Origin of the sequence: Clostridium nigeriense (assembly GCF_050585245.1) — a bacterium.
GTDB lineage: Bacteria > Bacillota > Clostridia > Clostridiales > Clostridiaceae > Clostridium > Clostridium nigeriense_A.
Genome location: NZ_JBNOOF010000005.1, coordinates 159,085 through 173,390, shown reverse-complemented (window position 1 = coordinate 173,390; position 14,306 = coordinate 159,085). Strand labels below are relative to the sequence as shown.

The window sequence follows — 14,306 nt, the reverse complement described above, 5'->3', positions numbered from 1 at the left end:
CAAAGGGCAATTTATTGCCTTTTTTTCTTTATATGATAAAATTTTATTTATAGCTACATAAGTATATAATAAAATAGAATAATAATAATATAAATAATATTATAATTGTATAAAGGAGACGGTATGTATAATATTTATAAATTAAAAAATGGATTAAGGGTAGTTACAGAATATATAGACCATGTAAATTCAATTAGTGTTGGAGTTATGGTTCAAAATGGATCAAGAAATGAGGATTTAAACCAAAATGGGATTTCTCATTTTATAGAGCATATGTTTTTTAAAGGAACTGAAAAAAGGTCATCTAAAGATATTGTTCAGCAAATAGAAAATGTTGGTGGTCAAATAAATGCATATACTAGTAAAGAAGCAACTTGCTATTATATAAAAGCACTAAATACTCATTTAGATTTATCTATAGAAATATTATCAGATATGATAATAAACTCTAAGTTTGATGATGAAGAAATAGAAAAAGAACAAGGAGTTGTAATTGAAGAAATTAACATGAGTGAAGATGCTCCTGAGGATGTTTTAGATAATAATCAAGCTAAAGCAATTTTTGGGGATAATCCATTATCATACCCTATATTAGGGAGTATAGAGAATATAAAATCATTTAATAGTAAGAACATAAAGGAATTTGTAAAATCTCATTATAATCCACTAAATTCAGTTATTTCTGTATGTGGTAAGTTTGATGAAAAAGAATTAATGAAAACTCTTGAAGAACATTTTGGCTCTTGGGAAGGTGATAAGAATTATGTTCCAAAGTATGAAACTCCTATTTTACTAACTGAAAGCAAGTACACTAATAAACAAATAGAGCAGCTTCATATAAACTTAGCTTTAAAAGGACTACCATATGCACATGAAAAGGCTTATTCATTAGTTCTATTAAATAATGTTTTTGGTGGTGGTGCTTCATCAATATTATTTCAAAAAGTTAGAGAGGAATTAGGACTTTGCTATACTATTTATTCTTATGGTCAACCTTATTTAGGTGTTGGAATTAATAGTATATATACAGGAGTAAGTAAGCAATCTGCAGAGAAAGCTTTAAGTGTAATTAGTAAAGAACTTAAGAATTTTGCAGAAAAAGGTATATCTAAAGAACTTATAGAAATAAATAAAGAAAAAATTAAAGCTAATTATATATTAGGTCTGGAAAGTACATCTTCAAGAATGTTTTCTAATGCAAAGAACATGTTACTTCAAAATAAAGTTAAAACTCAAGAGGAAGTTATAAAAAGAATTAACAATATAAATAGTGATGACATAAATTATGTATTAGATACATGTTTTAAACCAGGCATTATAAGCTCAGCTTATGTAGGTCAAGATATAGAATATGAAAAGTTAAATAATATTATAGAGCCTAATATTAAAGCTTATGATACTTCTAATAAAGAGGTAATTTCAAGAGTATAATTTATATGTAATAAAATAAGCTTTTCTATCATAAGATTTACATAAGAAAGTATGGAGGTGAATCTTATGTTAAGAAATGATAAGAAAAGTGACGGTTATTACGAAGAAGATTCAAAGAGAGAATCTAGATATAGGCTTTTAAGTGATTTAGAAAGGTATGAAATTTTTAACACTGAAGAAGCAGAAAAATATGATACTCAACAAGCTTTAGATTTTATTATTGATGAAAATGGAAATTTACAATTTATAGTTGCTGCTGTTGCTGGAAGTAAACTAGGATTTTTTGGTGGCAGGGAATATGTAGAAATCCCGTGGAACTATATTACTAAAATTGGAACTAATGTAATTGTAGTTTCAGCTGATAAAGAAAAGATAAAAAGGGCAAGAGCATAAACTTAGGGAGGTTATTGCTTGAAAATAATTATACAAAAGTTTGGTGGAACTTCAGTTTCTACTGAGAAAAGAAGAAGTCAAGTAGTATCAAAGGTTAAGGATGCAATAAGTAGGGGCTTTTCTCCTGTAGTAGTCGTATCTGCTATGGGAAGAAAAGGGGAACCTTATGCTACAGATACTTTATTATCTTTAGTAGATAATAAATTTAAGAGAAATAACCTACAAGCTTTAGATATGCTTATGTGCTGTGGAGAAATAATAAGCTCAGTTGTAATGAGTAATATATTAATTAATGAAGGTATACAAGCGGTTCCACTTACTGGTGGTCAGGCAGGTATCGTGACAAATGAAAATTTTTCAGAAGCTGAATTAGTTTATACAAATACTGAAAATATTATGAGAATAATAGAATTAGGAAAAGTACCAGTAGTTACTGGATTTCAGGGCGTTACTAAAGATGGATATTTAACCACTCTTGGAAGAGGCGGAAGTGATACATCTGCCTGTATATTAGGGGATTCTTTAAATGCGGAAGAAATAGAAATATACACAGATGTAGATGGAATAATGACAGCAGACCCTAGAATAGTTAAAGAAGCAGCTTTAATAAATTCTATTAGTTATAATGAGATTTTTCAACTTGCAGATCAAGGTGCTAAGGTAATACATCCTAGAGCTGTTGAGTGGGCAAGAAATGCTAATATTCCAATATTAATTAAAAATACCATGAGTAATTGTAGAGGTACTTTAATAAACAACTATGGTGATAAAAATAATGGTAAGGTAGTTTCTGGAATAACTCATTTAAATAATAGAATCCAAGTAACTATAAAACTAAAAGACAACAAAGAAAATGAAAATTATAGATATTTATTAGATGTTTTAGCAAAAAATAATATAAGCTTAGATCTAATAAATATATTTCCGACTGAACAAATATTTACTATTGATTCAAGGAAAAAAGAAAGTGTTGAAGCTGTTTTAAATAATATAAAGATAAATTACAATCTTACAGAAGGTTGTAGTACAATAGCATTAGTTGGAGTTGGGATGCGAGGAGTTCCTGGGATAATGGCTAAGATAATGAATACTTTAGTTGAAAATTCTATTGAAATTCTTCAAACGGCAGATTCAAATATGACTATTTGGTGTTTAATTAAATCAAGGCATGTAGATGATGCACTTAATTTACTTCATAAGGCTTTTCACTTAGGTGAATAAAATAAATCCTCTTGTACAAAATAATATTGTATAGGAGGATTTTATTATGCAAGAAATATTTAACCCATTAATAAATGAAAATAAAAATATAGAAAAAGAAGATGAAAAATTAAGTGAGGCTAAAGAAAAAAGAGAAGAAATAATAGAATTTGGATCTTCAAATGGGGTATCTCAAGATGAAAGTATTCAAATATTACTTATAATTGGTCAAATAGAAGGCCATCAAGTATTACCAGCTCAAACCAAATCTACAAAGTATGAACATGTTATTCCACAGCTTATATCTATGGAAAGAAATGATAAAGTAAAGGGTGTATTAATAATTTTAAATACAGTTGGAGGAGATGTTGAAGCGGGATTAGCTATATCTGAAATGATTAACTCTTTATCAAAACCAAGTGTTTCTATAGTTATTGGTGGTGGACATTCAATTGGAGTACCTCTTGCAACTTCTTCTAGCTATTCATTTATAACACCATCTGCAACTATGATAGTTCATCCAATCAGAATGAATGGCTTTGTAATAGGAGTAGCTCAAACATTTAATTATTTTCAAAAGATGCAAGAAAGAATAGATAATTTTATAGTAAGAACTTCTAAAATTGATAAGAAAGATTTAAAGGAAATGATGCTAAAGTCAGATGAACTTTTAAATGATATGGGAACTATATTAATAGGAAAACAAGCAGTTAATTGTGGACTTATAGATGAAGAGGGAGGCATAAAGGATGCCTTATGCAAATTAAAAAGTCTTATAAAAGAGAGAGAAGGAAATAATGAATAATAATTATATATAATAATTAAAAAATATTTTTAGTTAAGTGATTTAAATGATTGAATTTTTATTTAAATTGCTTTTTTTTTATTAAAGTTTATAATATTATTATGTAAAGAATTAACTTACAATAAATGGGAAAATAGCGAGGTGATTCTGTGTCTAAGAGTAAGGGAAAAGGAAATACAAACAAAAAAGACACTAGCAAGAAAAATAGTAAAAATGAAAATGGTGATATTAAGGGGATTATTTATATAGCTGTAGGTATTATTTTATCTGTAGCTATTTATACAACTTGGGCAGGTGTTTTATCTACTATCTCAAGAGATATTATATATAAGATGATAGGGATTAGTGCCTTTATACTTCCTTTATACTTAATATATTTTGGGTATTATATTATAGCTTCAAAAGGAAATATAAAAATAACAAGAAGAGTATTCGGATTAACATTGATTATTATTTCAATTATGTTAGGATGTTCAACTGGAAGTTTAAATGTCTTAGATGTTAAGGAAGGGTTTTCAGAAACTTGGCTTGAAATAGTTAAATTTGGAGGTCTTCATGGAGGGCTTTTAGGTCACTTAATAACTTATCCTTTAAGTAAGCTTGTTGGATTTATAGGATCTTATATTTTATATTTAGCTTTAATATCAATAGGTATTACTCTTATATGTGATATTACTCTACATGATATAGTTGTTATGTTTAAAGGAAAGTTTAACAACAAAAACACTAAAGTAGAAGTTAAGAACTCTAAAGATGATAAAAATAAAGAAAAGGTATCTTTAGTAGATGTTATTCCGAAAGTTGAAGAAAATGAAAGAGAAGATTTCATAAATGGAATAAATAACAAAATAAAAATATTAGATTTTATGAAGAACTCCTCATTAGATGATAGCATGCTAGAAGCTTCTGTAGATGAAAGTAAGATGAAAGGAGATAATCCTTTCAATATAGAAGTTTTTGATGAAGAAAAACAGGAAGTAAATAATCAGCCTATATTTGAAGAAAAACATAGAAAAAAAGAAAAATTAGACAATTCAGTTAAAGATGTAGTAAGCAAAGAAATAGAAGAAAGTTTAACTGATGATAAAAAAGAAGAAAAGGTTTATGTTCATCCATCAGTTGAACTTTTAAATATTAATAGTAAAATGAAACTAAAAAGCGAAGATAAAAAAGAACTTATAGAAAATGCGGGAAAACTTGAAGGAATTTTAAATGATTTTGGTGTAGACGCGAAGGTAATACAAGTAACTAAAGGGCCATCTGTTACTAGATTTGAAATTCAACCAAGTCCAGGAGTGAAGGTTTCCAAAATAGTTAATCTGCAGGATGATATAGCTTTAGGACTTGCAGCAAGTGGAGTTAGAATGGAAGCTCCTATTCCAGGAAAGGCAGCAATAGGTATTGAAGTTCCAAATAGTAAACAAACTGCTGTTTTTTTAAGAGAAGTATTAGACTCGAAGGAATTTAAAACAACAAATAAAAAATTAGCTTTTGCATTAGGAAAAGATATTGCAGGTAAGTGTGTTGTAGGAGATTTGGCTACAATGCCACATATGCTAATTGCAGGGGCAACAGGATCAGGAAAATCTGTTTGTATAAACACTCTTATAGTAAGTTTATTGTATAAATATAGTCCTAAGGAAGTTAGATTATTAATGGTTGACCCAAAGGTGGTTGAACTTAGTGTTTATAATGGAATACCTCATCTTTTAATACCGGTTGTAACAGATCCTAAAAAAGCAGCAGCTGCATTAAATTGGGCAGTTAATGAAATGAATAAAAGATATAAGCTTTTTGCTGATGCATCAGTGAGAAATATAGAAAGTTATAATGCATTATTTGATAAGGGATTAATAAAAGAGAAATTGCCTTATACAGTAATTATTGTAGATGAGCTTGCAGATTTAATGATGGCATGTCCAAATGATGTGGAAGATTATATATGTAGATTAGCACAAATGGCAAGAGCAGCTGGTATGCATTTAATAATTGCAACACAAAGACCTTCTGTAGATGTAATAACTGGAGTTATTAAAGCAAATATACCATCTAGAATTTCATTTGCAGTTTCTTCAGGAATAGATTCTAGAACTATATTAGATCAAACCGGGGCAGAAAAGTTATTAGGTAGAGGAGATATGCTTTATTGTCCAATTGGAGAAAATAAGCCTATTAGAGTTCAGGGAGCATTTATATCAGAAGAAGAGGTAGAAAATGTTGTGAACTTCATTAAAGATGAAGAAGCTGTAATAGATTATGAAGAATCAATTATTGAGCATATTGAAAATGAAAGTAAAGATACTGAAAAAACATCAGATGGAAATGATGGAGATGAATTAATTAATGAGGCAATAAAGGTTGTGGTAGAATATAATCAAGCATCAACATCATTTTTACAAAGAAAGCTAAGGATTGGTTTTAATAGAGCTTCAAGAATAATGGATGAACTTGAGGATAGAGGAATAATTTCTGAAAAAGATGGAAGTAGGCCAAGACAGGTTTTAGTATCAAAAGAAGAAATGAAATTAGAAGATTAAAAAAACTTGTAAATCTTATTTTTCTACATTAAAATAAGATTTAGACTAAATGAGTAAATATCTAATACATAGGAGGAAATCACTTTGGAAAAATATAAAGTTGGTATGGTAAGCTTAGGCTGTGATAAAAATAGAGTTGATTCTGAGCTTATTTTAGGAACTATAAATAAATTTTATGAAATAACTAATGATCCTAAGGAAGCTGAAATTATAATAGTAAATACATGTGGGTTTATAGAAAGTGCAAAACAAGAATCTATAGATACTATTTTAGAGATGGCAGAATATAAAGAAAAATATAAGTGTAAAATGCTTATAGCAACTGGATGTCTTACTCAAAGGTATGGGGAAGAACTTTTAGAATTAATGCCTGAAATAGATATACTTATGGGAGTTAATGACTATATGAAAATCCATAAGTTAATATTAGATTTTATAAAAGGTGAAAGAAAATTATTTGCAGCAAATTATAGTGATGAAAATATTAATGAAGGAATAAGATTATTAACTACAGATAAACATACAGCTTATGTTAGAATTGCAGAAGGTTGTGATAATTATTGTACTTATTGTATAATTCCTAAGATTAGAGGTAAGTTTAGAAGTAGAGAAAAAGAAGCTATATTAGATGAAGTTAAATTACTTTCTAAGAATGGAGTAAAAGAAGTTATTTTAATAGCACAAGATTTAACTTATTATGGAATGGACATATATAAAGAAAATAAACTACATGAATTAATTAGGGAAATATCAAATGTAGAAGGGATAGAATGGATTAGACTACTTTATTGTTATCCAGAAGAAATAACGGATGAATTAATAGAAGAAATAGCTACAAATGATAAAGTTGTTAAATATTTAGATTTACCAATACAACATATAAGTAATAATATTTTAAGGAAAATGGCAAGAAGAACAAATAAAGAAACTATAGTAAGTATAATTGATAAACTTAGAGAAAGAGTTCCTGGAATTACTCTAAGAACTTCATTAATAGTAGGATTCCCAGGAGAAACTGAAGATGATTTTAAAGAGTTATGTGGATTTTTAGAAGAATATAAACTAGATAATGTAGGAGTGTTTAAATATTCAAAAGAAGAAGGTACACCGGCTGCTAATATGGAAGACCAAATAGATGAAGATATAAAGGCTAATAGACAAAATAATCTTATGATAATTCAAAAAAAGGTTGTTGAAGACTTAAACAAATTGAAAATTTCAAAAATTTATGATACTATTATAGAAGGAAGAAAAGGTAAATTTTTCATTGGAAGAAGTTCAGAAATGGCGCCTGAAATTGATGGAACAATATTAGTTGATAGTACTGAAAATATTAAAAAAGGTGATATCATAAAGGTCAAAATTAAGGAAGCTTTAGAGTATGATCTAGTAGGAGAGGTATATGATGAATTTAGCAAATAAGCTAACAATGTTAAGAATATTATTAGTTCCGTTATTTTTAATTTTTATAGCAGTAGGAAATATACCATATGGAACTTTTATAGCTACTTTTATATTTATTATTGCTTCATTAACAGATCAATTAGATGGTTATATAGCAAGAAGTAGAAATCAAGTAACGACTTTTGGTAAGTTTATGGATCCGCTTGCAGATAAGCTTTTAGTTACAGCAGCTCTAATATCATTAGTAGAACTTCAAGTTGTTCCAGCTTGGGCTACTGTAATAATTCTATCTAGAGAGTTTGCAGTATCAGGTCTTAGAACAATAGCAGCTTCTGAAGGTAAAGTTATTGCGGCAAGTATGTGGGGAAAAGTTAAGACAGTAACTCAAATTATTGCAATTATAGCATTATTGATTCAAGTAAACATAGGATCATCTAAGTATTTAATTTCTTTAGTTGGAAGTAGTACGGTTATCAAAAATATTATTATTTATGGACCAAGAGTTATATTATTATTAGCGGTAGTTATGACTATATTATCAGGTTATGATTATTTTAAAAAAAATATTAAGATAATAAATCCAAATAAATAGTTTATAATTACAAAAAAATGGATATAATTTAAATAAAGAGTTCCTTCTCTTGGAGTTGGAACTTTTACTCTGAAAATAATAAATATCATTATTAAATATATTGACTATAGTCGATATATGCTTTATAATTTAGATACAGAACAAGTGTTCTATTAGAGAGGAAGGTGCTATATGGGAAATATAGATATGGATAAGCTAAAAGCTATTGAAAATGCAATGAGTCAAATTGAAAAACAATTTGGTAAAGGATCAGTTATGAAATTAGGAGAAAATAGCTCATTAAATATAGAAGCTATTTCAACTGGTTGTCTTGATTTAGATATAGCTTTAGGTGTAGGGGGAGTCCCAAAAGGAAGAATAATAGAAATATACGGGCCTGAAAGTTCAGGTAAGACAACAGTTGCATTACACATTGCTGCAGAAGCACAAAAAAGAGGGGGAGCAGTTGCATTTATAGATGCTGAACATGCTCTTGATCCAAGTTATGCTAGAAATCTAGGTGTTGATACAGAAAATCTTATAGTTTCACAGCCAGATACGGGTGAACAAGGTCTTGAAATTGCAGAAGCTTTAGTTCGTTCAGGAGCTATAGATGTTATAGTTGTTGACTCAGTAGCAGCATTAGTTCCAAGAGCTGAAATTGACGGAGAAATGGGAGATTCTCACGTTGGTCTCCAAGCAAGACTTATGTCTCAAGCACTAAGAAAGTTAACAGGAACTATTCAGAAAACAGGATGTGTAGCTATATTTATTAACCAATTAAGAGAAAAAGTTGGAGTTATGTTCGGAAACCCAGAAACAACAACAGGTGGTAGAGCACTAAAATTCTATGCTTCTATAAGACTTGATGTTAGAAGAATTGATTCAATTAAGCAAGGAGAAAGCATAGTAGGTAACAGAACAAGAGTTAAGGTAATGAAAAATAAGGTAGCTCCTCCATTTAAGCAAGCAGAGTTTGATATAATGTATAATGAAGGTATATCTAGAACTGGTAATATAGTTGATGTAGGTGTTAAAGAGGGAATAGTTCAAAAGAGTGGTGCATGGTTCTCATATGGTGATATTAGATTAGGTCAAGGAAGAGAAAATGCAAAACAATACTTAAAAGATAATCCTGAAATTGCTTTAGAAATAGAAAATAAGATAAGAAGCAAATATGAATTACCAATAATTGAAGAAGTTGCAGTTGATAAAAATAAAGATAGTAAAAATGAGTAATAAATATTGGTTCCTATGAATATAATTAGATAAATATGATAATAATATAATCGATAGTATAATAAAATTATACTATCGATTTTTAAGTTTATTTTAAAAATAAAGAAAAAATAAGTTATATTATTAAAATATTTGGGGCTAATGATGCTTTTGTATTATGTATGTAACTTGACATAATTTTAATTTTAATATAAAATAATAACAAATACTGGTTTTATCATATTTCATATATCAGTTAGATTAAGTATGATGCCTCTACATTTTCAGTTAAATATAATAATTTATATGAATGGAGGAGGTGTTGTTATGGATAAGATTCTTGGTATAATAATTTATTTTGTAGTATTAGCTGTATCAGGCTTAGCACTTTATAAAGCTATACAAAGTGCTTCTAAAAAGAAAATAGAGGGCTTAGAAAGAGAAGCTGAAACCCTTTTAGAGAATGCTAAAAGAGAGGCAGAAGCTACTAAAAAAGAGTCAATTTTAGAAGCAAAAGAAGAAGTTCATAGACTTAGAAATGATTTAGAAAGAGATTCAAGAGAGAGAAGAAATGAAATTCAAAGACTTGAACGAAGAATAATTCAAAGAGAAGAATCTTTGGATAAAAAAGCAGATCTTTTAGAAAAGAAAGAGGAAGCTCTAAATAAAAGATTACAAGAAATCGATGAAATGGAAGCAAATGTACAGGAACTTCACACTAAAAGAAGAGAGGAACTTGAAAGAGTTGCGGCTTTATCTACTGATGAAGCTAGAGAGATTCTTTTAGAAGAAGTAAGAAGAGAAATAACTCATGAAACTGCTATAATGATCAAAGATATAGAATCTAAAGCTAAAGAAGAAGCAGATAAAAAAGCTAGAGAAATTATAACTACTGCAATTCAAAGATGTGCAGCAGATCATGTATCAGAATCAACAGTACATGTTGTTGCCCTTCCAAATGATGAAATGAAGGGTAGAATTATAGGTAGAGAAGGTAGAAATATCAGAACTCTTGAAACATTAACAGGAGTAGATTTAATTATAGATGATACTCCGGAAGCTGTTATATTATCAAGTTTTGATCCTGTAAGGAGAGAAATTGCTAAAATAACATTAGAAAAGTTAATTGTGGATGGTAGAATTCATCCAGCTAGAATCGAGGAAATGGTAGAAAGAGCTACTAAAGATGTTGAAAACGACATTAAAGAAGAAGGAGAACAAGCGACTCTAGAAACTGGAGTTCATGGAGTTCATCCAGAAATTATAAAATTACTTGGTAGACTAAAGTATAGAACTAGTTATGGACAAAATGTGTTAAAGCATTCAATTGAAGTTTCATATTTAGCTGGTATTATGGCTGCAGAATTAGGCTTAGATGTAAATCTAGCTAAGAGAGCAGGATTATTACATGATATAGGTAAGGTAGCAACACAAGAGGATGAAGGTCGCCATGCTGTTATAGGTGGAGATTTAGCAAAGAAATATGGAGAATCACCAGTGGTGGCAAATGCAATAGCAGCTCACCATGGAGATGTTGAAATGTTAACACTTGAAGCTGTGTTAGTTCAAGCAGCTGATGCAATATCAGCAGCAAGACCAGGTGCTAGAAGAGAAACTTTAGAAGCATATATTAAGAGATTAGAAAAACTTGAAGAAATTGCAAATTCTTATGAAGGTGTAGAAAAGTCATATGCGATTCAGGCTGGTAGAGAGATTAGAATTATGGTTAAACCAGATCAGTTAGATGACGCTGGATCTGTAGATTTAGCTAGAAATTTAGCTAAGAATATAGAAGAACAATTAGAATATCCAGGTCAGATTAAAATTAATGTTATAAGAGAAACAAGAGCGGTAGATTACGCTAAATAATATAAAGTACATTTTGCTTTAAGCAAGATGTACTTTATTTTTAATATTTAATATATTAAAAAATATTAAATATTAAAAATAAAAAAAGGATTTTAAAGAATTATATAGAATATATATATAGCAAGAGTAAATTCTTGAATAAATTTGTAAACGATTTTTATCTAGGAGGTAAAATAAAGTGGAAGTATTAAAGGTTTCAACAAAATCAAATCCAAATTCTGTGGCAGGTGCATTAGCTGCCATTATTAAAGAAAAGAATATAGTAGAAATCCAAGCAGTAGGAGCAGGCGCTATAAATCAAGCAGTAAAAGCAATTGCTATAGCAAGAGGCTTCGTTGCCCCTAGCGGAAAAGATATTGTTTGTGTTCCAGCATTCACTGACATCGAAATAGATGGTGAAGAAAGAACTGCAATAAAGTTAATCGTTCAACCAAGGTAATGTTAATAATAATATATTAGGGAGGAAATTTATTTAGGGGAAATAGAAAAGGACTACATTTTATGTAGCCCTTTTCTATTATTACTAAAATTAGCTCTGTATAAGCCTTGAATTTTTTTTGAATTCCATATATAATGAAATAGTTAAATAGGAAACTATTTTAAAATCAAAGTAAAGAGGTGTATATAAATGGTATCTAAAGAAGTTGTAGTAAACAACGGAACTGGTTTACATGCTAGACCAGCAACTTTATTAGTTAAAAAAGCTTCATCTTTCAAGTCAGATGTAAGCATAGAATTTAACGGAAAGAAAGCAAACGTTAAGAGTTTAATAGGAGTTCTTTCTTTAGGAGTAACTAAAGGAGCAGCTATAACTGTTTTAGCAAGCGGAGATGACGAAGCTTTAGCAGTAGAAGAAATAGCTAACTTAATAGCTAACTTAGAAGACTAATAAGAAAAGTGCCATAAGGCACTTTTTTGCTATTTGGGCAATTATAAAAATGTTACCTTGTGAATAACGTTTTATAATTGCCTGTCTTTAGATTTGAAGTGCTTCTATTAATTTTGCGATGACTTGGAACGAGTGTGATTGGATAAGCAAAATTATATAGAAGTGTTTTTTTATGTAGTCAATTTAAAAGGATTGCATTTAAAAATAAGAACTATTAAATCTATAGCAGCAATGGAAATGAGTGTATATAATAGTCTTTGGAATAATACAGAACCGCCTACTAATATAGTAATAAGGTTTATACTAAATAATCCTATAAGTCCCCAGTTTATTGCTCCAGCTAAAACTAATATAAAAGATATTTTATCAACTAAAGTTATTTTATACATTATTTTTCCTCCTTTATAAATTAGTACAGTATATTATATTAGGAAAAGATAAAAATATAACTTAAAATAATTTAAAAAAGCTGAAAAAAATAAAAATTTATGCTATAATACGAATGAAAATATAAAAAAAATAATATTTATTCGGAGGTTTTCAAAGGATGAGAGATTTATATAATTCGCCATTAAACTCAAGATATGCATCAAAGGAAATGAGCTACATATTTTCAGATAATATGAAGTTTTCAACGTGGAGAAAGCTTTGGGTAGCTTTGGCAGAAGCAGAAAAAGAATTAGGTTTAAATATAAGTGAAGATCAAATAAATGAGCTTAAAGCTAATATATATAATATAAATTATGATGAAGCTACTAAAAGAGAAAAAGAAGTTAGACATGATGTTATGAGCCATGTATATGCCTATGGATTACAATGCCCTAATGCAAAAGGAATAATCCATTTAGGTGCTACAAGTTGTTATGTAGGTGATAATACAGATATAATAATAATGCAAAATGCTTTATTATTGATTAAGAAAAAGATAGTAACAGTTTTAAATCACTTATCAAATTTTGCTATAAAATATAAGGATATGCCTACTTTAGGCTTTACTCATTTTCAACCAGCACAGTTAACTACTGTTGGTAAGAGAGCAACTCTTTGGATGCAAGATTTATTACTAGATATAGAAAATATAGATTTCTTATTATCCACTTTAAAGTTAAGGGGGGTTAAAGGAACAACAGGAACTCAAGCAAGCTTTATGACTTTATTTAATAATGATGAAGAAAAAGTAAAAGCTTTAGATAAATTAGTTGCGGAAAAAATGGGCTTTAAAAGTAGTTATGGTGTAACAGGTCAAACTTATCCAAGAAAATTAGATTCCATTGTTTTAAATAGATTATCAGAAATTGCACAAAGTGCATATAAATTCAGTAATGACTTAAGATTACTTCAAAGTATGAAGGAGGTTGAAGAACCATTTGAAAAAAATCAAATAGGGTCATCAGCAATGGCTTATAAGAGAAATCCTATGAGAAGCGAAAGAATGAGTGCATTAGCAAGATATGTAATAGTAAATTCATTAAATCCTGCAATAACAGCAGCTACTCAATGGTTTGAAAGAACATTAGATGATTCAGCTAATAAAAGAATTGCAGTAGCAGAAGCTTTCTTAGCTTTAGATGGAGTATTAAATTTATATATAAATATTGCTGAAAATATGGTAGTATATGAAAAAGTAATAAGTGCACATGTTAATAATGAGTTACCTTTTATGGCTACAGAAAATATAATGATGGAAGCTGTAAAAAGGGGTGGAGATAGACAAGAGCTACATGAAAAGATTAGAGTTCATTCTATGGCAGCAGCACAAAGAGTAAAAGGAGAAGGCTTAGATAACGATCTTATAGATAGAATAATAAATGATAGTAGCTTTATGTTAAGTAAAGAAGAAATAATAAAAATTATAGATCCAAATAAGTTTGTTGGTAGAGCACCTAGTCAAGTAGTAGAATTTATAGATGTCTATATAAAACCTATTATTGAAGATAATAAGGATGCATTAGAAATAAAAAGTGAAATAAATGTATAGTTTTATAAAAA

Annotated in this window: 13 protein-coding genes; 12 read left to right on the top strand and 1 reads right to left on the bottom strand. The window is 28.9% G+C overall.

The window, feature by feature from the left end; genetic code table 11:
• Positions 1-123: 123 nt before the first annotated feature.
• From ACQPUY_RS09955 to ACQPUY_RS09905, 11 genes are all read left to right on the top strand, one after another.
• Positions 124-1,431 (top strand): M16 family metallopeptidase, encoded by a 1,308-nt coding sequence (locus ACQPUY_RS09955; RefSeq protein WP_430841058.1) that lies wholly within the window; start codon positions 124-126, stop codon positions 1,429-1,431.
• A 66-nt stretch (positions 1,432-1,497) separates the two neighbouring features.
• Positions 1,498-1,824, top strand: a complete 327-nt coding sequence (locus ACQPUY_RS09950) for a YlmC/YmxH family sporulation protein (protein ID WP_430841056.1) — start codon at positions 1,498-1,500, stop codon at positions 1,822-1,824.
• A gap of 18 nt (positions 1,825-1,842) precedes the next feature.
• Positions 1,843-3,045, top strand: coding sequence for an aspartate kinase (gene dapG, locus ACQPUY_RS09945; RefSeq protein ID WP_430841054.1), 1,203 nt, complete (start codon positions 1,843-1,845; stop codon positions 3,043-3,045).
• Positions 3,046-3,091: 46 nt separating this feature from the next.
• Complete coding sequence (locus ACQPUY_RS09940) at positions 3,092-3,829, top strand: ClpP family protease (protein WP_430841053.1); 738 nt, start codon at positions 3,092-3,094, stop codon at positions 3,827-3,829.
• A gap of 149 nt (positions 3,830-3,978) precedes the next feature.
• A complete protein-coding gene (locus ACQPUY_RS09935; protein WP_430841052.1) occupies positions 3,979-6,366 on the top strand; it encodes a DNA translocase FtsK 4TM domain-containing protein in 2,388 nt (795 codons plus the stop codon).
• Positions 6,367-6,450: 84 nt separating this feature from the next.
• Positions 6,451-7,788: a 30S ribosomal protein S12 methylthiotransferase RimO gene (gene rimO, locus ACQPUY_RS09930; protein ID WP_430841050.1), complete on the top strand. Its 1,338-nt coding sequence runs from the start codon at positions 6,451-6,453 to the stop codon at positions 7,786-7,788.
• Positions 7,772-8,362 (top strand): CDP-diacylglycerol--glycerol-3-phosphate 3-phosphatidyltransferase, encoded by a 591-nt coding sequence (gene pgsA / locus ACQPUY_RS09925; RefSeq protein WP_430841159.1) that lies wholly within the window; start codon positions 7,772-7,774, stop codon positions 8,360-8,362. The genes rimO and pgsA overlap by 17 nt, the downstream gene beginning before the upstream one ends.
• A 171-nt stretch (positions 8,363-8,533) precedes the next feature.
• Complete coding sequence (recA, locus tag ACQPUY_RS09920) at positions 8,534-9,580, top strand: recombinase RecA (RefSeq protein WP_430841048.1); 1,047 nt, start codon at positions 8,534-8,536, stop codon at positions 9,578-9,580.
• A gap of 306 nt (positions 9,581-9,886) precedes the next feature.
• The gene (gene rny / locus ACQPUY_RS09915) at positions 9,887-11,428 is read left to right on the top strand and encodes a ribonuclease Y (protein ID WP_430841047.1); all 1,542 of its coding nucleotides are present in this window, start codon (positions 9,887-9,889) and stop codon (positions 11,426-11,428) included.
• A gap of 178 nt (positions 11,429-11,606) precedes the next feature.
• Positions 11,607-11,867, top strand: coding sequence for a stage V sporulation protein S (locus ACQPUY_RS09910; RefSeq protein ID WP_016206312.1), 261 nt, complete (start codon positions 11,607-11,609; stop codon positions 11,865-11,867).
• A gap of 189 nt (positions 11,868-12,056) precedes the next feature.
• The gene (locus ACQPUY_RS09905) at positions 12,057-12,317 is read left to right on the top strand and encodes an HPr family phosphocarrier protein (RefSeq protein ID WP_136004919.1); all 261 of its coding nucleotides are present in this window, start codon (positions 12,057-12,059) and stop codon (positions 12,315-12,317) included.
• A gap of 170 nt (positions 12,318-12,487) precedes the next feature.
• Here ACQPUY_RS09905 and ACQPUY_RS09900 read toward each other — a convergent pair whose 3' ends face one another.
• A complete protein-coding gene (locus tag ACQPUY_RS09900) occupies positions 12,488-12,706 on the bottom strand; it encodes a DUF378 domain-containing protein (protein ID WP_430841045.1) in 219 nt (72 codons plus the stop codon).
• 158 nt (positions 12,707-12,864) lie between these two features.
• On the opposite strand from ACQPUY_RS09900, the gene purB reads away from it, so the two are divergent.
• Positions 12,865-14,295, top strand: coding sequence for an adenylosuccinate lyase (purB, locus tag ACQPUY_RS09895; RefSeq protein ID WP_430841044.1), 1,431 nt, complete (start codon positions 12,865-12,867; stop codon positions 14,293-14,295).
• Positions 14,296-14,306: the final 11 nt, after the last annotated feature.